We start from the raw sequence: 23,617 nt of genomic DNA, 5'->3' as shown, positions 1-23,617 counted from the left end.
CCTTGGCAAGAATTGATTGATGGTCTGACCGTACCGATATCGGTGGCAGCCGCGTAGTCGGCCGGTCGGCCTATGGCCACCCGGACGATCGGGGACCAATCAGCCCGGATTGGTCCCGGTGACGCGGCTCTCGAAGGTCGACATGGCCGGGTCGAGGATGCAGTTGATGGCGTTGTCCAACGTCCCGCCCACGATGTCGTCCCAGATCCCGATCCGGCTGACGCGGAGTCGATAGCGAGCACCGGGTTCCTGCCACACCCCTCGGTTGACGGCACGTGCCGAGGAATAGCCCGACTCCTGGACGATTCCCATGAGGGTGGCGTCATAGCCACCCCCGACATAGGACATCGAGTCGACCGGCACGCCCAGTTGGTTCTCCAGGACGCGCTTCGCTTCACCTACCTCGAAGCGCATGACTTCGGGTGATGCCGGGACGACCGACCCTCCGGTGAGCTGGACATGGTTTACGTCGTGGGCGCCGATGCCCATCCCCGCGGCCACCATCTCGCGAAGCTGATCCCAGCTGATCGACGTGCCGATGTGGTCGAGCGCCACGTAGAACTCGGCGGTGAAGCCATGCCCCTGAAGGATTGGGAGAATCGTCGAGTACCAGTCGGGCGAGCCGTCGTCGAAAGTCAGGATGATCGGGTTCGCGGGCAGAGGCGCCCCCTGGTCCCAGAACGCAACCACGTCCCTCGGTAGGACGGTGTGATAACTGTGGGCTGCCAGCCAATCCATTTGCGCCATGAATGCGCAGACCGGGACGGACTGCCGGAGGAATGCCTGCTGGGAGGCGCCGGACCAGTTGACGATGTCAGGCGGGATCGGCACGACCTGGTGCATGTACAGGACAGGGAGGGTCAGGGGCTGGCGGGGGACGGGGAGGGGAATCAGAACCGGCGTCAAAGGTGGGGCGGGCGGCGGCGTCGCGGCCGGGGTCAGGAACCGGATTGATGCCCGTTCGGGAGTGGGGCCGGGGGCCGGAATCGGCGAAGGCATCCGATGTAGCCGGATTGGCGAAGCCAGCGTCGCCACCGGCTTGGCCGAGACGGTCGCCGATGAATCGTGGGTAAGCGCGGCGGACGGCGTCCCAACGAGTGCGGCGCTTGCGAGCAGCACCGAGGCAGCAGCCAGGGTCGCGATGATCACCGGGGCATGGGCCTTCATCGCAGGACCCAAGATGCTAGGCGCCCCAGCACGGTCCGTGTATACCTCAACCCTCGGTGGCGAACGGCTCCTTTGTTAGAATCGCCGAGCCTCGCTGGGGTGTGGCCAAGCGGTAAGGCGCCTGATTCTGGATCAGGAGATCGAAGGTTCGAATCCTTCCGCCCCAGCCAATCTGACGCCGAGACCACAAGGGGTTGTGGTCCTGCTCCGCTCGGCGCAGATGTTGTGTCCCTCGCTTGAGTTGCGATTCTCCGGTGGAGGACCGCAACCGTGCAATAGGCACCTGACACCTCTGACAAATGGGACATCGCTCGTCGTCCATTACGCAGAACTTAAGCCGGCCACGCCAACAGGCGTGCGGGGTTCGTCACGAGCACGGCATCCAGCAGGGCCGGACCGGCAGCTGCGGTGAGGCGTGGGATGAAGCGGGTCGGAAGGTATGCCATCCCCGGGAGCCCCCCATAGGACGCGAACGAGGAGCGCCGCGCGACGTCACCACCGAGCAGAATGTGGTCGGCAGCTCCGCCCCGCGCAACTGCAAGAATGCACTCAACGAGGACGGAGTCTGGCCAATACTTCGCCCGTCCCGCTCCGTCATAGCCCAGGTACATTCCCGAGGCGGCGAGCTCGAGGTGGAGCCCCGCGTCGGGGTTGCGGTCGACGTGAGCGAGCGCGAGTCGGTGGCGAGGGACGCCTTCCTCTTCGAGGAGGGCCGCGACCTCGAAGCCCGCCGTCCCCTGCTCAAGATGGCAAACGACCGGCGCGCCGGTTCGTCGGTGCGCAGCGCCCGCCGCCGCCAACACGTTGCGCTCGAACGTCGATATATGCCAGTAGCCAATGCCGACCTTGATGACACCGGCACGCACGTCGGTCGCCGGTGGCGGAGTCGAAGATTGGTCATCGGCGTTCATGCCCTCCATGAGGTCACGAATGAAGCGCTCCGCCAGGTCGTCGGCGGTCATCTCGCGAAGCCAATGCCTGTCCGGGTAATGCACTTCTTGATGCACGCCTGTGCTCGCGACGATCGTGATGCCTGACCCCATGGCGATGTCTCGCAGGCCCTCCGGACGCCTGCCGAGGCCGATGGGCGTTAGCTCGACGAGAGCATCGATTCCCGCCGACCGGAGCGCGGTCGCTTCGCGAGTGGAGCGGGCCACGTCATCCAACTCGTCGCCACGCATCAGAGGACTACTCTGGAGGAGGTGCTCGTGGTAGTCGGTGCGCCCGAGCGATCCAGCGGGTATGTCGCCCGTCACGGTCCGGACGAATGATGCCGTCACAGGCGTTCGGCCTTTGCGATCACCGACAGCCGCCTGAGCATCGCCCTGTCGATCCGGATTCCGAAGACCTCTCCGATCACCTCGCTCCACCCATGGACGAAGTAGCGCCAGCCATCCTCCACCGCCTCGAGCTGCGCACGCTGCCTCGAAGCCTGCTCGAGGAACCGAAGCTTGCCGCGATAGTTGAGCTCCCACGCGATGCCACCCTCGGGGAACCGTGCGGCGTCGGTGAGCGGTGAGCCCGGACGGTCCTTCCCCATGCCGGTGGCGTTGATGACGAGCGATCCGCCAGGCAGCGCGGCCATGAGTCGATCGTTCTTCTCCGGGACCTCGTTGCAGACGAGCTCGACGCGATCGGCGACGCCGAGCCACTCGAAGACCGATCGGCAGGCGTCAAGCCTAGGCGCTGTCCGGTTCACGAGCGCCACGCGTCGAGGGCGGTCCGCCGCGGGTCGCTCCGTAAGAAGATGGACGGCGATCGCTAGGCCGGCGCCGCCCGCCCCGAAGCACAGAACCTCTGCGCCTGACGCAAAGTGCCCGGGAGGCACGAACGCGTCGAGCGCTCGTCCGCCGGTGATCACATCCTTCGCCTGCCCGATGAATCGTCCGTCGCGTTTCGAGATGCACGACACCTCGCCGAGAAGTCGCGCGTGCTCGTCAAGCTCGTCGAAGAGATCGCTTGCCGCGTCGAGGATGCGGACCTTGTGCGTGGTGACGAGCGCACCGCGTACGCAGGTGTCATCGCGAAGATCGGCGATCACCGCCCGGTAGGCCGCCGGATTGGTGTCGAGCGGCAAGTCGATGGGCTCGAGCACCGTACCGGTGATGCCAAGGGCGCTGGCCCACTGCGGGAAGAGACGGTTGATCGAGCTGCGCGTCGCGGTCACGCCGACGAAGGCGAGCGTGTCGGCAGTCCGCGTCACGCCGGGGCTCCTGCGGTGACCGGATGCTCCGGAGCCTCGCCGCGCACGAGGACCCGCACGCACTCACGTGCGGCACTCATCCCCATTCGGTCGACGGCCTGAACACTCTGCCCTGCGATATGCGGCGTGACAATGACATTCGGCGCGTCGAGGAGCGGGCTCCGGCCACGTTCTTCCGTGCTGAGGACGTCGGTCGCCAGCGCTCCGAGCCGGCCCGTGCGCAGCAGCTCCGCGACGGCGGCCTCGTCGATGAGCGCCGCGCGCGCCGTGTTCACGAGGATGGCGCCGGGTCTCATGGCCTTGAGCAGCGTGGCGTCGATGAGGGGCCTGGGCGTTGCGGGGGCGTGGAGCGTGACGATGTCGGCCACACGGACCAGCTCCGCGAGCGAAACGAGCGGGATGTCGACGTCAACGGCATATGGATCGTGCGCCACCACTCGCGACCCGAAGCCGTTGAGGCGCCGGTGGACGGCCCGACCGATCCGGCCGTAGCCGACGATCCCGACCGTGCACTCACCGAGCTCGCGCCCCACCCGGCCGGACCAATGGCCCGCCCGCACCGCTCGGTCACCCTCGACGATGCCGCGCAGGGCGGCAAGTGCGAGGCCGATAGTCAAGTCGGCGACGGCCTCGGCGTTCGCGCCGGGGGTGTTGGTGACGATCACGCCTCGGCGACGAGCGGCGTTGAGGTCGACGCCGTCGACGCCGACCCCGTAGCGGGCCACGATCCTCAGCATCGGCGCTGCGTCGAGATGCTCCGCGCCGATCGGAGCGGTGCCGGCGATCCATCCCTCGGCGCGGGCGAGGTGCGGCAGGAGCGCGGCCAGCTCATGGCCCGGATCGCCGCGGACGACGCTCAGGCCCTCTGCGCGAAGCAGAGCCTCTGGATCCTTGTCGCCGCCGCCGAACGACCGCGTCGTAACGAGGACGGTCCGGTCCTCATCCACGCGGCACCTTATCGATGACGGCACGAAGTGCCGCCGCGCGACGAGCGAGCTCCCGAGCGTCGCCGGCAGCCACCGCGTCGGGCGGACACAGTGGGCCCCCTACGTTCACCGCCACGGCGCCGGCCTCGAGATACGCGGCGATGTTCGAAGCGTCGACGCCGCCCGACGGCATGAGCGGCACGTGGGGCATCGGTGCCGCCACCGCGCGCACGTAGGCGGGACCACCGAGGGAAGCAGGAAAGAGCTTGACGGGGCCGCCCGTGAGCCGATAGGCGGCCAGGAGCTCGGACGGCGTCTGACCGGCGAGGATGACCGGGACAGCGGCACCCGCAGACGCCACCTCCGGCACCAAGGCCGGGCAGACGAGGAACTGCGCGCCGGCCTCGATCGCCAGGCGAGCCGATCCAGCGTCGAGGACTGACCCCGCGCCCACGACGACGTCTCCGAGCGCTCGCGCCTGCTCGATCGCCTCCAGTGCGTTCTCTCCGGTCAGCGTGAACTCGACGAGACCGACCCCCCCCTGAGCGAGAGCGCCGGCGATGACGCGACCATCAGCGTAGCGAGGAGCGCGAACGACAGCGACGATGCGGTCGGCCTGCAGCCGCTCGCCGAACGGCGTGGACCACACGTCCACGCCAGGGCCCGACCCGAGGCGGTCGACCCGTATCGGCGAACGATCTCCCCCCGGCAACGGAACCACGGTCGGCTGGAATAGGAGCGTCGGCTCGCCAGGGATCATCTCCACCTCGAAGCGCGTCCGATCAGCCCGATGCCACGCCTCGAACCACTCGAGCGGCGCCCCGTCGTGTGTTCGGCCCGCACTTCGCAGGAGCAGGAGTGGCGTCCCCTCGGCGACCTCCAAGTGGTGGGCGACCTCGCCCTCGGCGGGGACGGCCTCCACGGTGCGCTCGCCGGAATGGACTCGCAGACCATACGCACTCCGAAGGTGCGCATAGAGCGATCGATCCGTGAGGTCGAAAGTCTCGAGGCCCGGACACCGCTCGCGCGGCAGGTACGTAACCACGTACGCGAGCACGCGGCCAGCGACCGAGCGTACACGTTCGATGCGGATCGCATGGGTGACGCCCAAGAACTCCCCCACCTCGAGCGGTACCTCCGTGACCCCCTGGCGCAGGACACGGGTGCTGACCTCGAGCCCCATACGCGTCACGTCATCGTAGAAACCGGTGGCGCGCTGGACGAATCGCTCGGAGAGCTTCTTTTCGGCGACGAAGCTGCCGCGACCGCGGACGGTGCGGATGAAGCCAGCATGCGCGAGGTTGCGGAGCGTCTGGCGCGTCACGCTGCGCGATACATCGTACGTGGCACAGATCTCCTTCTCCGAAGGGAGGAGATCGCCGGGTCGATACAGCCCTGCGTCGATCTCGGCGCGAATGATCTGCTCGAGCTGGTGATAGAGCGGCGTCGGCGCGGTGCGGTCGATCTGCCGCAATCGTCCGGGTGATCGCGCCTGATCAGCCATCCGAATCACCGTCGCTCCGAACAGCCATGTCGGGGGTCACGCCATCGGGGACGATCGCCACCGCCAGGAGCGTGTCCTCCTCGATGTCGTGCCAGTCATGCAACGTGCCGGGATGGAAGACGTAGGTCTCGGGGCCTACATAGTCGAGGGCGCGCCCGGTGGGAAGCCCCAGCTTGCCGCGCCCGTGAACGACGTGACAAAAGGCAAGCTTGGGACTGGAGTGCAGGACGTAGTCGCCGCCGGCGGCGATCTCGACCAGCTGAAGCTCGACTTCGCCGCGATCCTCGATGCGGTAGACGCGGACCCCGTGGAGCGGCTGCCCGTCGAGGTGCGGCACCGGATCCAAATCCGGTGCCTCACGGACGTCGGCGCTGACCTCGCCGGTGACGATGTCGAAAACCGTGACTCGCATGACGTTCAGCTCCGTTCCTCGACCGATGCGCCCCGCGGCGCGTCTACCATCGCGCGGAAGACCGGCGTGAGCGCCACGCCCAGTGCCCGGTAGGCGCTACGTAGCTGGTCATAGATTGCGTGGCGTTCGGCATCGGGCCGCACAGCCGTGCCGGCTCTCTGCCACGAGTCTGCCGCCGAAGCCACATCGCGCACGTGCCCGGTGGCGGCGGCGGCGATGATCGCGTCGCCCAGGACGCCGCACTCCTGCGTCACGACAGGAATCCAGTCGATGCCCAGCACGTCCGCCTTGATCTGGTTCCATAAAGTACTCGCCGCACCGCCACCGATCGCCCGCGTCTCGCGGAGGTCGCCGCTGCCCGCCTCAGCCGCCAGCCGTGCCCACTCGGCGTACTCGAAGGCGATCCCCTCGAGCAGTGACCGGAAGAGATGGCCCCGGGTGTGTCTCGACGTGAGGCCCACCCAGCTGCCCCGAGCATGAGGCTGCGGCGGCAGCACCCGCCCCTGAAAGTGCGGGAACCAGAGCAAGCCCTCGCTCCCCGGAGGGACGCTCGCGGCCAGCGCATCGAGGGTTGCGTAGGCGTCCGGCTCCGAGGCAAGGTCCGACGCAATCTCGTCGCGAAACCAGCGCAGGGCGAGTCCGCCGCCGTTGACGAACGCGAGGTTGACGAATGTGCCCGGCGCGACCCCCCGCGTCGCCATCAGCGTCCGCGCCGCGGTATCGGGGCGGAAGCCGTCCACGCAAATGCCGAACACACTGGCCGTTCCGGCCGCGTCGAAGGCCTGTCCGGGACGGACGACCGCCGCCCCCAGCGCGGAGGCCGCGGTATCTCCGGCGCCGGCCGCGATCGGCGTGCCGCGCGGCAGGCCGCTCGCGGAGCTCGCCTCGGCGGTGACCTCACCGATGACGTCGACCGGTTCGACGAGACGGGGCAGCCGCGCCGGATCGACCTCGAAGAGCGCGATCAGTTCATCTGACCACTGACCGCTGGCGGTGTCGGCGAGGTTGGTGAAGTGGAGGTACGTCCGATCCATGAAGGCGTCGGCGACCTGGAGGCCGGCCAGACGCGCGGCGACGAACGATCCGATCGGAACGAAGCGCTCGATCTGCGCATACGCGTCGGGGCGCTCGTGCCGCCACCACAGCATCTTCGGACCGTGCGAGTAGGTCGGCGGGCAGCCGGACAGCTCCACAACCCGTCCTGCCCACTCAGCCATTCGGTCGATGTACGGTTCGCAGCGGGTATCCAGCCAGGAGTCGTAGTGCGTGACGGGCTCGAAGCCGGCGCCGATCGTCCCGATGCCCGACATCTGGCCACTGAACGCGATGCCGGCGATCTCCCCGCGCTCCCCCGACTCATCCAGCGCGCGGCGGATCACCCGGTGGGCAGACGCCTCGATCTCAAGCGGATCCTGTTCGACCCAACCGGCTCGCGGTCGATGCAGAGGAACCTCCTCGAGCGCCGCACCCAGGATCGTTCCATCATCCCCGACCACCGCGGCCTTACTCCCCATCGTTCCGAGATCGCATCCGACGAAGACTGGCATGGCACCTCAGCGCCGATGTCCGGGGTGCTGCTTGACCAGCGGAGCCCCGTCATCGCCCTCGATCACGCGCACCGGGAACCCATGCTCCGCCACGGTCGCGTAGTCGTGGCCCGCATCTCCGACATAGACCGCGAAGAACGCGAGCGGCTCATCGCCGAGGTTGACGCTCCGGTGCGCCCAGCCGCCGGGCACGTAGGACAGGCTCCCTTTGCGGATCGGCTCGACCCGATGGCGTCCGTCCTCGGTGGCGAGAATGAGCAATCCATCGCCCGCAAGGCCGAGGTAAACCTCCGATCGGTCCCGATGCGCATGGAAGTGCCCCTTAGTCATGTGGTATTCACGGCCGATGCGGCCGGGCTCGATCACCGTCGTCGAGCATTGGAGTTCGCTGTTGGCCTCCGGAACCGGTACGGCGTAAACGCGGTAGATGATGCGATCTGGCTCGGCACCAGAGTCGTCGAGGTAGTAGCCGCGCAGATCCGCGACGCGTCGGTCCTCGACGACCGCGTCCGCGGCGATCGCGCCGGACAGCAGGTCGATCGATCTCGTAAACGGCTCCATGTTCGGGATCATGCGGCCTGCCTCCTCAGACGAACGACGGTGCGAAGTGCGGCGCCGACGCCCGGTGCCGCAATGGCGGCCGGGAGACCCTCCAGGTCGATCTCCGTCCTCGGCAGTCGCGCGAGGTCGATGGCGCCGGAGCGAACCAGTTCGAGTGCATCGCGATAGTCGACAAGACCCGAGCCAGTGCTGCCGACGAGGTCGAGATGTCGGTAGTGGATGATGTTCGCGTCCACCAGTGCGCCGTCAGGGCTGCCGGTAAACGCGTGCACCCGACCCCCCTCCGCAACGTGCGCCAGCGCCCACGCGAGCGGCTCAGGACCGGGTGCGGTGACGACGACGACGTCCGGCGGCATATCCATGGTGGCGCTCACGTCGTCGGATGCCTCGATGACGCCGGTCGCACCGAGCTCCTGGGCTTGGCGGCGTCGCTGTGGGCTGCGCTGGCGAACGAAGACGCGTAGGCCGCGCGCTTGGAGCGCCCACATCGCGAAGATCCCCATCGCCCCGCCACCGACGACGACGGCGGATTCCCCCGCCGCGGCCCGCAGGCGAGTCGCGGCGTGCAGCGTGCAGGCGAGCGGCTCGAGCAGCGGCACGAGCTCCGCAGGCACACCATCGACGGGAATCACGTGCGCCGCAGGCACGACGACCCTCTCGGCGAACCCGCCGTCCCGGTCGATTCCAACCGAGCGGCGCTGCGCACACCGGTTCGTCTGACCTGCATCGCACCGTGGGCAGCGGCCGCAGCCCGTGTCCGGATGAACGCCAACGAGCGTGCCGTCACCCAGGCGGCCCGCGATTTCGTGGCCGGGAATCCGCCCGACAAGCTCTCCACGGCGCACGAGCCTGCGGTCGGTGCTGCACACTGCGGCGAACGCGACCTCGATGACGACCTCGTTGGCGGCAGGGGTGGGGTCAGGCAGTTCGGCCACCTCAGCCACGCCCGGGCCGACGATCCGGGCCGCTCTCACGGCGCGACCTCGTCGATGGATACCGGTTGCCCGGTCTGCATCGAGCGGTTCGCCGCGATAACGACGCGCAGCGCGTCCACTCCGTCCCGCGCGCACGTTCGCGGCTCTTCCTGCCCGAGGGCAGCGGCAATGAAGTGACGATCCTCCTCACGATAGGCGTCGCTGAAGAGCGTGCGCCACGACCGGACGGCATCGGTGATGGCCGCGCCCTTTCGTACGAGCATGGCGGTCGCCTCGGTAGGCCCGCCCACCAGAATCGTGCCTTCCGTTCCGTAGACCTCGACACGCGCGTCGTAGCCGTACTCCGACGGACAGGCGCCGTCGAGGTGGGCGACCGCACCCGCCGACAGCTCGATCGTGGCCGCCACAAGGTCCACGAAGCCCGGGTGGGACGCCGCCAGGTCGGGACGCTTGCCGGCGCGGCCGACGGCGTAGACGCGGGTCGCCTCCTGGCCGGAAAGCCAACGGATGCTGTCGATGTCGTGCGAGTTCACCTCGGCGATGAGTCCACCGGAGCGCTCCGGGTTCCACGCCCATTCGGGTGGGAGGCCAGGTCCGCGGCCGGTCGAGTGCACGTACAGCGGTTCACCGATGTCACCCGCCGCGATGCGCTCGGCGACGCGCCGGAAGCGGGCATCGAAGCGCCGCACGAAGCCCATGAGGAACGTCCGGCCGGAGCGCTCTGCCGCGTCGGCCATCGCCACCGCATCCTGCAGCGTCGAGGCAATGGGCTTCTCGCATAAGACGTGCTTTCCCGCCTCGAGCGCGGCGAGCGCGACGTCGTGGTGTGCGAACGTGGGGCTGGCGATGACAACCGCGTCGATAGCATCGTGCGTAGCCGCCGCCAGCGGGTCGGCGAAGCTCAGATCGACGCCCAGCTCGGCGGCCGCTGCCGCTCGCCGCTCGGTATCCGGATCTGCGATCGCCAGCAGCCTCGCTTCTCGGATCCCGGCTGCGAAGTTTCGCCCGTGGACGAGGCCGGCTCGGCCGGCTCCGATGAGGGCGACGCCAAGCTCGCTCATGTCGATTCCCGTGCGCCGACCCGGCGCCGCCACTGGTCGATCGCCACGACGATGATGATGATGAGCCCGGTCACGACGCGCTGCCAGAAGTCTGACAGGCCAAGGATGTTCAAGCCGTTGGCGAGAACTCCGATGATGAAGATCCCGATGACCGTGCCGCTCACCCGTCCCTCGCCGCCGAACAGCGCCGTGCCACCGATGACCACCGCAGCGATCGTATCGAGCTCCATGAGGTTGGCCATGAGCGCGTTCGCCGACGCGAGCCGGCCGGCGAGCAACATCCCGCCGACCGCCGCCAGCGTCGCCGAGATGACGTACACCCAGAACCTGGTGCGGTCGACGTCGATGCCGGAGACCCGGGCCGCCTCGCGGTTGCCGCCCACGGCGATGATGGTGCGCCCGAGCTTCGTCCGGTTGAGGATGAACCAGCCGATGAGCACGCAAGCAGCGGCCACGACGATGATCAAGGGGAAGCCATAGACGTCGCCGGAGCCGAAGAGAGTCACCTCTGGCGGCATGCGGCGACCCTCGACGACCTGCGAGAAATCCGGGACCGGCAGGCCGCCGGTCGTGAGGAGCGCGATACCGCGGACCGCGGTGAGTGTCCCCAGCGTCGCGATGATGTCCGGGACCCCCCACTTGGTGATCACGAGACCGTTGAACGCGCCGACCAGGAAGCCCGAAGCGAGCCCCAGCCCGATGGCGACCGGCGCGGGGAGTCCAAGGTGCGCGTATGCCACTCCCATGACGCTGCCTGAAAGCGCTGCCACCGCCGCGACCGAGAGATCGATCCCGGCGCAAATGATGACGAGGGTCTGGCCGACGGCCAGGATGAGGACCACCGAGTACTGGCGAAGGATGTTGAGCAGGTTGCCGGTCCCAATGAATCCCGGTGCCGCTACGGCGAAGACGAGGATCAGCACGACCAGGATGAAGATGGCGCCGCCCAGACCGCCCGATCCGAGCAGCACCTTCGCCGCACGCGCCTGGATGCGATCCGTGATGGGCCGGAAGCCGGGATCAGACACGTGCACCTCCTGCGAGAGTCATGATCTCGTCCTCGCTGGCGCTGGGTGGCAACCCAGCCACGATTCCACCACCTGCCATGACCAGCACGCGATGACCGAGAGCACGCGCCTCGCGCAGTTCCGACGTCAGATACAGGATCGTCACTCCGTCGTCGGCGAGGTTTCGAATGATGCGGAACACTTCTTCCTTGGCTCCCACGTCGACCCCGCGCACCGGATCGTCGAGGATGAGGAACCGGGCGCCCGAACAGAGGCAGCGCGCGAGCAGGATCTTCTGCTGATTGCCACCTGACAGCGCCGAGACGGGCTGCTCGAGCGAAGGCGTGCGGATATTGAGCTCGCGGACATAGCGACTCCCGAGCTCGTGTTCCGTGGTGTGATCCAGTAGTCCTCGGCGCCCGAGGCGCGCAAGCGACGCCAGTGTGATGTTCTGGGCGACCGTCATCCGAGGAACCAAGCCGACCGCGCGATCTTCGCCAACGTACCCGACGCCGAGCGCGATCGCGTCAGCCGGCGATCGCACCACGGCGCGCCTGCCGAACAGCTCGAGCGACCCCTGGGTGCTGGGCTCGATACCGAAAAGCGTCCGCGCCAGACGCGAACGGCCCGCACCGACGAGGCCGAAGACGGCGGCGATTTCGCCGGCGCGCAGGTCCAGATCGAAGGGCTTGAGGCGCGGCGGGCGCGCGAGACCGCGCGCACGAACGACCGGCTGACCGTGGTCGGCTGGCCACCGACTGTCGGCGGTGCGCCGATTGAGATCGAGCGCGGTGCCGACCATCAGCCGTGCGAGCTCGGCCTCGGACGCCTGCGAGGTGGCCAGCGACCCCACCAGCTTGCCATCGCGGAGGACCGTGACCCGATTCGAGATCTCGAGAACCTCCGGAAGACGATGGCTGACATAGATCACGGCGACGTTCTGGGCCGTGAGGTCACGGACGACCTGAAAAAGCCTGTGCGACTCGCGCTCCGACAGGGCGGAAGTGGGTTCATCGAGGAGAAGGACCTTCACCTCGCGAGAGAGCGCCTTGGCGATCTCAACGAGCTGGCGCTCGGCCATCCCGAGGTGGCGCACGCGACGCTCGGGCGCTACGTCTACACCGACGCGCGCTAAGTACTCGCGCGCTCGCCCGATGGTTCGGCTGACATCGACGCCGCCGAATCGGCGCTCCTCCCATTGGCCGAGCATCACGTTCTCTCCCACGGACATCGTGGGCACGAGGCTCAGCTCCTGGAACACGATCCCGATCCCGTGCCTGCGCGCGACCGCGGGGGACCCGAGCGGTATCTCGCGACCGTCGATGCGCATCGACCCGGCGTCGGGGCGGACGGCGCCCGCTACTACCTTCATCAACGTCGACTTGCCGGCGCCGTTCTCCCCGAGCAGGGCATGAACCTCGCCGGCGTCGACATCGAGGTCGACGCCGGCGAGGGCTACTGTTCCCGGGTATGCCTTCGAGATCTCGCGAAGCTCAAGGACAGACACGAGATCGCGTCAGCGCTCGCAGTTGGCTCGGATGTCGTCCCAGTCAATCTCCGGCAGCAGCGGTTCCGGATAGAACTGGTCAGCGTTCGCCTCCCACACCGTTCGTGGGCGGATGTCCTCGAACTGCGGTACGTCGAGGCCGCATGCCAGACGCACCGCGAAGGCCGTGCCGAACCATCCCCACTCGGGGAACCCATGGTGCGTTTCCGCGATCAGGCGCCCCTCGCGGATGGCGTCGGTCGACTCCGGGGTCACGTCGTTGGTGAAGATCGACACTTTGCCGGCTTCCGGCGGCGTCGAGCCGCCGCTCGCGTCGAGACGACCCTGGCGCTCCGCGGTGAGCATAGCGCCGAGGCCCATCTCGTTCGACGCGGCCCAGATAAAGTCGAGCTCATCGGGTCCGAATCGCGACAGGAAGTCCTCCGCCGCCGCAATGCCCTTCTCTCGATTCCAGTCCGCGGCGATCGGCTCGGCGAGGATCTCGACGCCCTCGGCCATTCCGACAACGGTGTTGAACCCGTCTACTCGCGTCTGCGAGAAGAAGGTGCCGGCGATGCCTTCGATGATGACCCCACGCGCCTCGATGCCCGAGAGATCGACCCCCTCATAGATCGACTCCCACCACTCAAGATCGAGATACTGGTCATCGGCGACCTCGATCTGCTCACCGTCTCCGAGCACCCCAGGGCCGCCGAAGTAGTCGAGCACCGCGTAGCCAGAGACCATTGCTGCTTCGGTGTTGTCGAACCCGACATACGACGCGATCTCCACCCCCTCCTGCTCCTCGAGCAGGTTGACCATGATCACCGGGATGCCGGCATCATTTGCCTGCTGGATCGCAGGCTTGATGGCCTCTGTATCGGCCGGCGAGATGGCGATGACGTCGACACCTTGCGTGATGAAATCCTCGACGATGGCGAGCTGGTCGGCGAAGTCCACGTGTGTGGCAGGCGAGCGCGAGATCACCTCGACCTCGATGCCGTGCTCACCCGCTTGGGCGGCAGCCAGCTCGAAGAAATCCGTCGCGGTCTGAAAAACGCCCGTGATGTCAGGCGGCGTCCAGCCGATCACGATCTTCCTGACGCCTTCGGTCGCCCCCGGGGTCGCGTCGTCGCCGGTGGCCGGCGCAGACGCGCTGGGGGTGCAGGCGGCGAGCACGAGCACGACCATCAGCAGCACGGCACCCGTCGCGCTGCGGTCCGACATGATGTACATCCTTTGTCCTCCTCTACTCACGTGGCGGTGAAGCCGCCATCGATGACCAGTTCCGAGCCGGTCATGAACTCCAACTCCGGGCTTGCCACGAGCGCGATGGCAGTGGCGATCTCTTCGACGGTTCCTAGCCGCCGCGCAGGTCGACTGAACGCAAGGCTGCGCTCGTGCGCTTCGGGATCGGGGGCCGACCGGATAGCCTCGCGCACGAGGGGGGTCATGGTTGCCCCTGGGCACACGGAAACCGCGCGGATTCCCTGCGTTGCGTGGTCCACGGCGATGCTGCGGGAAAGCATCAGCATGCCCGCCTTGGATACGTTGTACGCGACCTGGCGGGGGATCGCGGCGAGACCGGCTTCGCTCGCCACGTTGACGATCACGCCGCCCCCCGAACGGGCCATTACCGGGATGGCCGCCCGGCAGAGCAGGAATACCGCTCGCAGGTTCACCCCGAGAATTGCGTCCCAGTCCTCCGGCCTGGTTTCGACGGTGTCCGCGAGCGTATGTATGCCGGCGTCGTTTACGAGGCCATCGAGACGTTGATGGCGCCGGACAACCTCCGCGACGAGGCGCTCCGGCGCGTCGGGCTTCGACAGGTCCGCTGCGATGAACTCGCCGTTGCCAACGGACGAGATCTCCTCGGCGACGGCATCACCCCGCTCGGCGTCGCGGCCCGATGCGATGACGTGCCATTCGCGGCGCGCAAGCGCCACGGCGGCCGCTCGGCCGATGCCACTCGTCGCGCCGGTCACGATGATTACCCTGGGTGGTTCGGAGCTGTGCACGAGACGGCTTCTGTCCGTATGTCCGTACAGGTTGTTCTGACAAGTAACGCCGATAGGACTGGCGACTGTCAAGGGGAAGATGCGAGGACGAGGCGTGGGCCGAGTCTGAGCACGAATCTTGGCTAAAGACGGCCGCTGAGGGCCTCCGGGGCGGCGCCTGATTCTGGATCAGGAGATCGAAGGTTCGAATCCTTCCGCCCCAGCCAAATCTCCGGCCGTGTCGCGGATTCTCTCTAGGCCGTCCAGGATCAGATCGAGCCCGAACGCGAACGCGCCTTCATCGTCCGGGCTGCGCTCTTGGAGATGCTGATGGACATGCTCGACGAGGTGGGGGTACTTGTCGGCCGGGAGCTCCCGGAGGAAGGTCGCCGCCAAGTCGGGTAGCGTCTCCGGGTCGATCTGGAACTGCACCTCCCACAACGTGAACCCCGTGATGTGGCTGTCCAGCGCGTGATACGCATCATCGGTCATGTCGGCCGAGAAGTCCGCTCCCCGAAGGCATCCGAGAATCGCGTCCACATATCGCCATCGCGCTGGACTGGCCCCGGTTGCCGACAACATGAGGCTCGCCGCCCAGGGGTGTCGCACCAACACGTCGTGGGCCGAGATCGCGGTCTTGCGGATGGCCGCCTTCCAATCGGCTCCCGGTGACGGCAGCTCGATCTCGCTCACGACGAGATCGACGATGGCGTTCAGGATGTCGTCCTTCTTGGCCACGTAGTAGTACAGCGACATGGCCTCGACCCCGAGCTCCTGGGCGAGCTTGCGCATGGTGACCGACTCGATTCCGCGTTCATCGGCAAGGCCGATGGCGGCGCGCAACACCCGGTCCCTGCTCAAGGGAAATCGGGTCTTTGCGCTCGGTTCGGTTTGGGTAGCCATGGGCCTTGACAATCTTACAGCGTACGACTTATCTTACAACGTACGAATCAGCAGTCAGCAAGGATTGGACCCACCCCATGAAAGCGATCGTCTACGACAGGTACGGATCCCCGGATGTCCTGAGCCTGAAGGACATCGACAAGCCGGTGGTCGACGATGACAGCGTCCTCGTACGGGTGCATGCGGCTTCTGTCAATGCCCTTGACTGGCACCTCTTGAGAGGCCTGCCCTACCTCGCGCGGATGGGGGAAGGGCTGCGCAAACCAACCAGGAAAGTTCCGGGCGTTGACGTGGCAGGACGCGTCGAGGCGGTTGGCAAGAACGTGACCCAATTTCAGACCGGTGATGAGGTGTTCGGCACCCGCGGCGGCGCATTTGCGGAGTACGTTCGCGGTACAGAGCAAGACTTCGCCCTGAAGCCGGCCAACCTGACGTTCGAGCAAGCTGCGGCCGTACCCGTCGCGGGGATGACCGCCCTGCAGGGTCTGCGTGACAAAGGACAGATTCAGCCAGGGCAGAAGATCTTGATCAATGGTGCGGCGGGAGGCGTGGGCACCTTCGCGGTGCAGCTTGCCAAGGTGTTCGGAGGGGTCGTGACCGGGGTCTGCAGCACGAGGAACGTGGACATGGTCCGATCGATCGGCGCCGACCATGTCATCGACTATAGCCGAGAGGACTTCACGCGAAGCGGGGCGCGGTATGACCTGATGCTCGATGTCGCGGCCAACCGCTCGCTGCCTGATTGCAGGCGCGTCTTGGAACCGAATGGGACTCTCGTGATGGTCGGCCCCGGGGCCGGCAATTGGATCGGACCTGTGACTCGCATCCTCAGAGCGGTCCTTCTGTCACGGTTCGGGAGCCAGAGGATGCTCCCGTTCCTGTCGCAGAACAGTAGCGCGGACCTGCTCGCGCTGACAGAGCTCATTGAAGGCGGAAAACTAACCCCGGTCATAGCCAGGCGTTACCCGCTGAGTGAGGTCCCCGACGCCATCCGGTATCTGGAAGAAGGACACGCCGAAGGGAAAGTCGTCATAACCGTGTGACACTCGGATCGCAGTGCGTTGGGCATAATGACCCGAGCCGATGGATGAGCAGGCCGTACGGGATCACGCCCAGGCATTTTTCGACGCGCTTCTTGCCGGCGACATCGGTCAGGCCGCCGAGGAGCTGAGTAGCCAACTGCGGTCGAACCTGGGCCCGATCGTGGCCATGCTGCCGCTCCCTCTGACCGAGGCCGGCATCGAGTCGGTGGAGACGACAGCTACCGGCTATCGGGCTGTGATGCGCCTCGTGGGGGAGGGTGACACGATCCATCTCGTTACCCGGTGGAAGGATCGCGACGGCCGGCCGACGATGGTGGAGGCGAGCCGAGTCCACGAGGAACCAATCGAGGAAGGCGCGCAGACCGAGTCCACGGAGGACCAGTAGGTGACCACATGACTGCGCGATTCGACTTGATCGGCCTGGTGGTCGACGACCTGGCCCGATCGCTGGCGTTCTACCGCAAGCTCGGGTTGGAGATCGCGAACGATGTGGACGCGGAGGATCACGTCGAGGCGACACTGCCCGGTGGGCTGCGGATGGCATGGGACACGGTCGAGAACATCAAATCGTTCGATCCGACCTGGACGCCGCCGACTGGCGGCGGACACCGCATCGGTCTGGCGTTTCTGTGTGCCGATCCGGCCGAGGTGGACCAGATCTATGCCGATCTGGTCAGCGCCGGCTACGAGGGGCACCTCGAGCCCTGGGACGCGTTCTGGGGCCAGCGTTACGCGACTGTCCGCGACCCGGACGGGAACGGCGTGGACCTGTTCGCGCGGCTCCCCACGGCCGACTGAGTCACAGCCCCGCCACGAGGTCTCGTAGTCCCTGGGCAATCTCGGTCGCCGTCGCGAAATCTCCATCCGTGACTGAGGTCTGGAGCTCCTCCAGGGCCAGGTTCAGCTCCGCGACCGTTGACGCGTCCATCGCATGCAGGATCCGGTCGCGGACGTAGTCCAGAGTGAGCAGGTCGCCGTTGACCCCGTCAGCATCCTCGGCCGCCGCGTCGAGCTGGAGCTGCGCCAGCCACAGGTCGAAGCGGCCGAGGTCAACCTCGGTGGCCGGTCGATAGCGGAGCTGCAGGTCGAGGCTCCATTGCGCGACGTTGATCGCAGCCTGGCGTGCCCCCTCGGCGTCCTGAGCGTCAATCGCCTGGTTCAGGGCGTCGAGCGCCTCTGCCATCAAGGGCTCGACCAGGCGTGGCACGTCGCCCGCGGCGTAGTCGGTCCAGGCGGTGGTCATGTCCTCGATTGCGGCTGACGCTGCGTCCCAGCTCCCGGCGTCGGCTGCCGCAAAGACCGTGGCGGCCCCTTCGGTGATCGTGACCAGGCTGTCCGGCACCGGTTCTGACGCCGCGTCGGTCGGTACGGCCATGGCCAGCGCTTCGGTGTCGACGCCGTCGCTGGTGAAGAACTCCCCGTAGGCGGGAGCGAATGTCTTGTCCTCGGTCCCCCCATCCATGTGGAGCTCCTGGACCACGATCCCGCCCTCGATCGATCCGAGCGGACCATCCAGCGTCTGGCCCACCTGCTGGACCGTGACTTCTTCGAAGACAAGGCCCGGGATGTTCTCGGGCCGATACACGTCACCCACCTTGGGGTCCGCCGGCATGATCATGGCCGCCGGGCCATCCCGACCGGCGATCCAGGTCCCGTGCGTGTTGGCGATGGCGCCATCGGCGAAGTTGAAGACATCCTCGCCGAAATACCAGACCGACCCGTCGTCGGCCTGCGCGTAGAAGTCGAAGGCGACCTCGTGGATCCGTCCATCGAGGTACGCCACGTATTGGGATACCAGGACTTCCACGCTCTGCCCGCCCCACTCGATGATCCGATTCTCCGCCAGGAGGGTCACCTCGGTGCGGAACGCCATGCCGTCGACCGTTCCCACCAGGAGGACCGACGCCTGGGACGAGACCGGGAAGAGCGGGTTCGTCACGTTGGTCGGGTTCGAAAACGTCGGCATCGCGAGGTCGACCCGCGCGCTCTCGGGCGCGACCGGGAGATCACCCGCGTCGGGCTGCGGAATGGTGCTCGTGCTGGTGCAAGCGCTGACCAGGAAAGCGCTCAGCAGCCCAAGCGTGACCGAGGAGCTTCGGAACGAATGCATCGGATAAGCCTAGGCCGATGAAGATGAGAAGGAGATGAGATCTAGTGGGTGTCGGGGATGTGGTACGGCACGTCGGCCACGATCGTGTTGTGCCGGAAGAACAGCCGAAGCTTGAGCCGGAGGGCGGTCTGGTTGTGGAGCAGGATGTCCCACCAGTGGCGGGGGACCACCTCGTTCAGGATGACGAGGATGCGGCGGTCCGGGTCCTGCTGCTGAAGGGCATCGAGGTAGCGCAGGAACGGGCCGATCATGGCCCGATACGGCGACTCGACAATGACCAGCTCGGTGTTGCCGCCGACCTCACCCCAGCGCTCGGTGAGCTCGCGCGCCGTCTCGGGGTCGTAGGCCACGTGGACGGCCAGCGCATCGTCGCTGATCGAACGGGCGAACCCGAGGGCGTCGAGGGCCGGGCTGTCCAGGCGGGCGACCGGAACCACGACGATCGGCCTGGCGGCGATTTTCGGCTGAATCGTGGCCGTGGCCTCGATCGCGAGCGACATGGCGCGGTAGTGGCGCCGGATGGCGAGCATCAGCCCGACCAGGAACGGAACCATGATCATCACCAACCAGGCGCCCTGGAGGAACTTGCTGGACGCCACGATGAGGACGATGACGGCGGTGGTAGTCGCTCCCAGTCCATTGATGAGCAGGCCCCGGCGCCACCCGGGTTCGCGGCGGTGCCACCAGCGTCGAACCATCCCCGACTGGGAGAGGGTGAAGGCCACGAACACGCCCAGGGTGTAGAGCGGAATCAGGGCCGTGACGCTGGCCTGGAACGCGATGAGCAGGACGATGGCCAAGCCCGCCAGCGCGAGGATCCCGGTCGAGAACGCGAGCCGATCTCCCCGAAGGCCGAACTGGCGGGGCATGAACCCATCCCGGGCCAGGAACGACGAGAGTCGTGGGAAGTCGGCGAAGCTGGTGTTGGCGGCCAGGATCAAGAGCAGGGCGGTTGAGACCTGGACCAGCACTAGGAACGGCCCATCCCCGGTCAGATGGCGGGCCAGGATGCTGAGCACGGTCTGCTCCTCGCTGGGATCGGGCACGATGCCCAGCGCGCTGACCAGCAGGCTGATCCCGATGAACAGGACCGCGAACAGGGCGGCCGCCCAGGTGAGAGTGACGCGTGCATTGCGCCACTCCGGCGGCTTGAAGGCCGGCACCCCGTCCGAGACGGCCTCGACCCCGGTCAAGGCCACCGCCCCTGACGAGAAGGCCCGCAGGATGAGGAACAACCCCAGGGTCTCGGTGCCGGCCTCGGCCGCCAGCCATGCCTCGGGCGGGTGGTACGGAGGGATGGATCCGGTGGCGACCGCCACCAGGCCGAATCCGATCATGCCCAACACGACGACGAGATACAGGTAGGTTGGCGCCATGAAGATGGTCCCCGACTCCCGCACGCCCCGCAGGTTGCCGATCGTCAGCGCGATCACCATGACGACCGAAATCAAGACCCGCTCGCCGAACAGCGATGGGACGATCGAGGTAACGGCCGCCACACCGGCCGAGACCGATACCGCGACGGTCAGGGTGTAGTCGATGAGGAGCGCGGCGCCGGCCACCAGGCCGGCTGGGGGGCCGAGGTTGTCGCTGGCGACGATGTAGCTGCTGGCACCGTTGGGGTAGGCCTTGATGGTCTGCCGGTAGGAGGTGGCCACCACGGCCAGCACCACGGCGATCACGATGGTCAGCGGCATGATCAGGCTGAAGGCGCCGACGCCGGCAACCAGCAGGACCCGCATCATCTCCTCGGTGGCATAGGCCGACGAGCTGATGTTGTCGCTGCTGAACACCGCCAAGGCCTTCGTCTTGGTCAGCCGCTCGTGCTCCTCATGCTCGCTTGAGATCGGGCGGCCGAAGAGGGCGGCGCGGATACGGCCCACCTGCCGCTGCCAACCGGCGCGCTCCAGCAGCGTCTCCTCGGTCGCCATCAGGTGTCCCGATTCGGTGCGCTCGAACTCCTCGTCGAAGGGGCGCACGATGCGGATGTACGCATCGCCGGGCCGTCGGCCGGGGCGAGACTCGCGGACCTCGAGGTAGGGATCTACCCGTCTAGGGCGCGAGCCCTGGGGTTTGCCGCCTTCGGTCAACTCGCTCGCCGGTGGAAGTGGACTTCGTAGGCGGCGCCGTCCAGGCGCAGGTCGACGGCGAGGCCGTACTCGACCGCCAGCCGTTCGGCCGCGGAGAGGACCGGCATGGCGCCGACAGCGGCATCCGGAAGCCGTCCGCTGACGCTGATGGAGGTCAAGGGCTCGCGTGCGTCGCGCAGAATCTCGCAGGCAGCTTGCAACGACGCGAGCGCCTGCAGCGGCACGTGCGTGTCGTCGACGACACGCAACTTTCGCTCAACGCCGGACTCGGGCGTCTCCTGATGGCCGGTCATGGCTCGATCCTGGCCTGCCGCCCCTCAACGGGGTGTCAACGGGCGAGCGCTATCGGCTCAATATCGGCTCAATATCGGACCCGGCCCTGAAAGGACCGGCTACTCATCCGCCTCCAGCTCGACCAGGCGGTATCCCACTCCCGGCTCGGTCCGCAGGTACCGCGGCCGCGCTGGATCGGGCTCCAGCTTCTTGCGGAGCCGTCCGACGTAGACGTGCAGGTAGTGGTTCTCGGAGCCGTACTCCGGCCCCCACACCCGCTGCAGAAGGGCGCGGTCGGTGAGCACCCGGCCGCCGGCGGCGATCAGCGCGCCGAGAAGAGCGTACTCGGTGGGGGTCAGGTGAACCGGCCGGCCATCGGCCGTCACTTCGCGCCGGTCGAGGTCGACCGCCAGCTCTCCGCTGCGGAAGACCGGATCCGCACCCTGCCGGGTTCGCGACGCGTGGCGAAGGGCGACCTTGACCCTAGCCAGCAGCTCGTCGATGCCGAACGGCTTGGTCAGGTAGTCGTCCGCTCCCAGCTCCAGGGCCCGAACCTTGTCCCGCTCCGCGCCCCGCACGGAGAGCACGACGATCGGGGTGCTGGTCCGGCTCCGGATGCGCTCGATGACCTCGGTCCCGTCCAGGTCGGGCAGGCCGAGGTCGAGAAGGACGAGATCCGGCTGGAAACGCGCGGCCGCCTCGAGCGCCTGCGCCCCGGTCTCGGCGCTGCGCACCTGGTAGCCGTGACCTTCCAGGTTGCGCGCCAGTGTCTCCCGAATGCCCGGCTCGTCGTCGACCACCAGGATCCGCGCCCCCGGCGCCGGTCTCATGCCGCGCCCGCGGGGCTGGGAATGGCGAACCAGAACCGAGCGCCACCTTCGGGCCGGTTCTCGGCCCAGATCCGGCCGCCATGGGCCTCGACCAGGCCACGCGCGACCGCGAGCCCCAGTCCGCTGCCGCCGCCCCGCCGCACTTCGCCGGCGCGGTAAAACGGCTCGAACAGGTGTGGCAGCGCGACCGCTGCAACGCCCGGTCCGGAATCCTCGACGGTCACCCGCAGCTGACCATCCGCCAGCCGGGCCGAAACCACGATCTCGGACCCGACCGGCGAGTACTTCACCGCGTTCTCGATCAGGTTGGTGAGCACCTGGTCCATCTCCGAGTAGTCCAGCAGGACCGGCGGCAACTCGTCCGGGGGCAGCTCGACCCGGATCCGATGGCGCGCGGTCGCCGGCCGCAGCCGATCCAGGGTCTCCTGGATCAGGATCGCCGGCTCGTACCACGAGCGGTCGGGGACCAGCATGCCGGCCTGGATCCGACTCAGGTTCAGCAGATTACCCACGATCCGATTCAGGCGTTCCGCCTCCTGCTCGATCGTGGCGGCGAACGACCGTCGCTCATCGGCGGACCAGTCGACATCGGCCTGGCGCAGGCTCCCGGCGGAGGCCATGATCGAGGCCAGCGGCGTCCGCAGATCGTGGGACACCGCGTCGAGCAGCACCGACTTCGCCTCGTCAGTGCGGCGCAGTACCTCGGCGGCGGTCGCTTCCTCGCGCAGCCTCGCCCGTTCGATGGCGAGCCACAGCTGTGCGGTGAGCGCTCCGAGCAGGCGGGTGGCTGCTTCGTCGAGCTCGGCGCCCAGCTTCGCGGCCAATGCGACTTCCCCCACGACCCCCTCCGGGCTGCGGATGGGCGCCCGCAGCACGCGCCAGTCAGGAGCTGGATCGCCCGGTGGGTGCGGCGCCGAGACCCGTATCCATTTCCCCGGCTGCCCGGCCGCCTCGCCGCTCGGCAGCTGGCCGCTGCCCAGGACCTCGGCGCTGATCGTGCTCACGTTCTTCAGCGCGGCCAGGGCATCCGCCTCTCCGACCCCGGCGCTGCCGAGGCTGCGCCCATCGCGATTGCTGACCTCGATCCGGACCGCGGCAACACCCAGCTCATGCCGCATTCGGTCGGCGACTGCCTCCAACGCCTTGGCCAGGCTCGGCTCTGCCATCAGGACCGCCAGGTCGTACAGAAGCCGGGCCTGGCGGGCATGCTCTTCGGCCTGCTGGGTCCGCGAACGCTGGCTGGCCGCCACCTGGCCGGTGATGACCGCCGCCAGGAGGAACAGCACGAGAGCGATCCACTCATCGGGGTCGGCCACCCGAAGTGTGAAGCGCGGTTCGACCAGGAAGAAGTTCGAGGCCAGGAAGGCCGCGACCGACGCGAATATGGCGGGCCCACGGCCGAGCACGGCGGCAGACAGCAGCACCACCACCAGGTACAACATCGACGCGTTGCCCAGGTTCAGGCCCCCCAGCTGGAGGATGCCGAGCGTCACGACCGCCACCCCGCCCAGGGCGAAGAGGTAGCCCGGCAGGCGCCGTGCTAGCAGCGAACGCACGAGTCG

General features: G+C 67.5%; 23 protein-coding genes and 1 tRNA gene. 4 read left to right on the top strand and 20 right to left on the bottom strand.

Going from position 1 to position 23,617, the window contains the following annotated elements; all coding sequences use genetic code 11:
• Positions 1-99 precede the first annotated feature (99 nt).
• Positions 100-1,167 (bottom strand): polysaccharide deacetylase family protein, encoded by a 1,068-nt coding sequence (locus AABM41_01640; protein MEK6191010.1) that lies wholly within the window; start codon positions 1,165-1,167, stop codon positions 100-102.
• Positions 1,168-1,262: 95 nt separating this feature from the next.
• On the opposite strand from AABM41_01640, the gene AABM41_01635 reads away from it, so the two are divergent.
• Positions 1,263-1,337 (top strand) — tRNA-Gln (locus AABM41_01635).
• Positions 1,338-1,499: 162 nt separating this feature from the next.
• On the opposite strand, the gene AABM41_01630 is transcribed toward AABM41_01635, so the two are convergent.
• The 14 genes from AABM41_01630 to AABM41_01565 all read right to left on the bottom strand — a co-directional run bounded on the left by AABM41_01630 (position 1,500) and on the right by AABM41_01565 (position 15,652).
• The gene (locus tag AABM41_01630; protein ID MEK6191009.1) at positions 1,500-2,423 is read right to left on the bottom strand and encodes an aryldialkylphosphatase; all 924 of its coding nucleotides are present in this window, start codon (positions 2,421-2,423) and stop codon (positions 1,500-1,502) included.
• Between the two features lie 20 nt (positions 2,424-2,443).
• Positions 2,444-3,370, bottom strand: coding sequence for a shikimate dehydrogenase (locus AABM41_01625; protein ID MEK6191008.1), 927 nt, complete (start codon positions 3,368-3,370; stop codon positions 2,444-2,446).
• Positions 3,367-4,317: a phosphoglycerate dehydrogenase gene (locus AABM41_01620; GenBank protein ID MEK6191007.1), complete on the bottom strand. Its 951-nt coding sequence runs from the start codon at positions 4,315-4,317 to the stop codon at positions 3,367-3,369. Before AABM41_01620 ends, AABM41_01625 begins: the two co-directional genes overlap by 4 nt.
• Positions 4,310-5,800: a UTRA domain-containing protein gene (locus AABM41_01615; protein MEK6191006.1), complete on the bottom strand. Its 1,491-nt coding sequence runs from the start codon at positions 5,798-5,800 to the stop codon at positions 4,310-4,312. Before AABM41_01615 ends, AABM41_01620 begins: the two co-directional genes overlap by 8 nt.
• Positions 5,793-6,212 (bottom strand): hypothetical protein, encoded by a 420-nt coding sequence (locus AABM41_01610; protein MEK6191005.1) that lies wholly within the window; start codon positions 6,210-6,212, stop codon positions 5,793-5,795. Before AABM41_01610 ends, AABM41_01615 begins: the two co-directional genes overlap by 8 nt.
• Positions 6,213-6,217: 5 nt before the next feature.
• Complete coding sequence (locus AABM41_01605) at positions 6,218-7,759, bottom strand: FGGY family carbohydrate kinase (protein ID MEK6191004.1); 1,542 nt, start codon at positions 7,757-7,759, stop codon at positions 6,218-6,220.
• Positions 7,760-7,765: 6 nt separating this feature from the next.
• Positions 7,766-8,332, bottom strand: coding sequence for a glucose-6-phosphate isomerase family protein (locus AABM41_01600; GenBank protein MEK6191003.1), 567 nt, complete (start codon positions 8,330-8,332; stop codon positions 7,766-7,768).
• The gene (locus AABM41_01595) at positions 8,329-9,264 is read right to left on the bottom strand and encodes an alcohol dehydrogenase catalytic domain-containing protein (GenBank protein MEK6191002.1); all 936 of its coding nucleotides are present in this window, start codon (positions 9,262-9,264) and stop codon (positions 8,329-8,331) included. The genes AABM41_01600 and AABM41_01595 overlap by 4 nt, the downstream gene beginning before the upstream one ends.
• Before the next feature lie 26 nt (positions 9,265-9,290).
• Positions 9,291-10,316, bottom strand: coding sequence for a Gfo/Idh/MocA family oxidoreductase (locus AABM41_01590; GenBank protein MEK6191001.1), 1,026 nt, complete (start codon positions 10,314-10,316; stop codon positions 9,291-9,293).
• Positions 10,313-11,344 (bottom strand): ABC transporter permease, encoded by a 1,032-nt coding sequence (locus AABM41_01585; protein ID MEK6191000.1) that lies wholly within the window; start codon positions 11,342-11,344, stop codon positions 10,313-10,315. Before AABM41_01585 ends, AABM41_01590 begins: the two co-directional genes overlap by 4 nt.
• Positions 11,337-12,830: a sugar ABC transporter ATP-binding protein gene (locus AABM41_01580; protein MEK6190999.1), complete on the bottom strand. Its 1,494-nt coding sequence runs from the start codon at positions 12,828-12,830 to the stop codon at positions 11,337-11,339. The genes AABM41_01585 and AABM41_01580 overlap by 8 nt, the downstream gene beginning before the upstream one ends.
• A 9-nt stretch (positions 12,831-12,839) precedes the next feature.
• A complete protein-coding gene (locus tag AABM41_01575) occupies positions 12,840-14,036 on the bottom strand; it encodes a sugar ABC transporter substrate-binding protein (GenBank protein MEK6190998.1) in 1,197 nt (398 codons plus the stop codon).
• Between the two features lie 26 nt (positions 14,037-14,062).
• A complete protein-coding gene (locus tag AABM41_01570; GenBank protein MEK6190997.1) occupies positions 14,063-14,794 on the bottom strand; it encodes an SDR family oxidoreductase in 732 nt (243 codons plus the stop codon).
• Between the two features lie 201 nt (positions 14,795-14,995).
• Positions 14,996-15,652 carry a TetR/AcrR family transcriptional regulator C-terminal domain-containing protein gene (locus AABM41_01565; GenBank protein MEK6190996.1) on the bottom strand — a complete coding sequence of 219 codons (657 nt, stop codon included), beginning with the start codon at positions 15,650-15,652 and terminating at the stop codon, positions 14,996-14,998.
• Between the two features lie 134 nt (positions 15,653-15,786).
• On the opposite strand from AABM41_01565, the gene AABM41_01560 reads away from it, so the two are divergent.
• The 3 genes from AABM41_01560 to AABM41_01550 are packed head-to-tail and all read left to right on the top strand — an operon-like array spanning position 15,787 to position 17,550.
• Complete coding sequence (locus AABM41_01560) at positions 15,787-16,752, top strand: NAD(P)-dependent alcohol dehydrogenase (GenBank protein ID MEK6190995.1); 966 nt, start codon at positions 15,787-15,789, stop codon at positions 16,750-16,752.
• Positions 16,753-16,792: 40 nt separating this feature from the next.
• Complete coding sequence (locus tag AABM41_01555) at positions 16,793-17,137, top strand: hypothetical protein (GenBank protein MEK6190994.1); 345 nt, start codon at positions 16,793-16,795, stop codon at positions 17,135-17,137.
• An 8-nt stretch (positions 17,138-17,145) separates the two neighbouring features.
• Positions 17,146-17,550, top strand: coding sequence for a VOC family protein (locus tag AABM41_01550; protein MEK6190993.1), 405 nt, complete (start codon positions 17,146-17,148; stop codon positions 17,548-17,550).
• A gap of 1 nt (position 17,551) precedes the next feature.
• Here the strand turns inward: AABM41_01550 and AABM41_01545 are convergent, their stop codons facing one another.
• From AABM41_01545 to AABM41_01525, 5 genes are all read right to left on the bottom strand, one after another.
• On the bottom strand, positions 17,552-18,862 hold the full coding sequence (locus AABM41_01545; GenBank protein ID MEK6190992.1) for a hypothetical protein: 1,311 nt from the start codon (positions 18,860-18,862) through the stop codon (positions 17,552-17,554).
• A 41-nt stretch (positions 18,863-18,903) separates the two neighbouring features.
• Entirely contained in the window at positions 18,904-20,841 is a 1,938-nt protein-coding gene (locus AABM41_01540) for an APC family permease (protein ID MEK6190991.1), read from the bottom strand.
• A gap of 107 nt (positions 20,842-20,948) precedes the next feature.
• On the bottom strand, positions 20,949-21,245 hold the full coding sequence (locus AABM41_01535; GenBank protein ID MEK6190990.1) for a hypothetical protein: 297 nt from the start codon (positions 21,243-21,245) through the stop codon (positions 20,949-20,951).
• A 99-nt stretch (positions 21,246-21,344) separates the two neighbouring features.
• On the bottom strand, positions 21,345-22,055 hold the full coding sequence (locus tag AABM41_01530; protein ID MEK6190989.1) for a response regulator transcription factor: 711 nt from the start codon (positions 22,053-22,055) through the stop codon (positions 21,345-21,347).
• Positions 22,052-23,611 (bottom strand): ATP-binding protein, encoded by a 1,560-nt coding sequence (locus tag AABM41_01525; protein MEK6190988.1) that lies wholly within the window; start codon positions 23,609-23,611, stop codon positions 22,052-22,054. The genes AABM41_01530 and AABM41_01525 overlap by 4 nt, the downstream gene beginning before the upstream one ends.
• Between the last annotated feature and the right edge of the window lie 6 nt (positions 23,612-23,617).

The organism is Chloroflexota bacterium (genome assembly GCA_038040195.1).
Lineage (GTDB): Bacteria > Chloroflexota > Limnocylindria > QHBO01 > QHBO01 > DASTEQ01.
The sequence above is the reverse complement of the archived record's forward strand: the minus strand, read 5'-3'. Positions and strand labels throughout refer to the sequence as shown.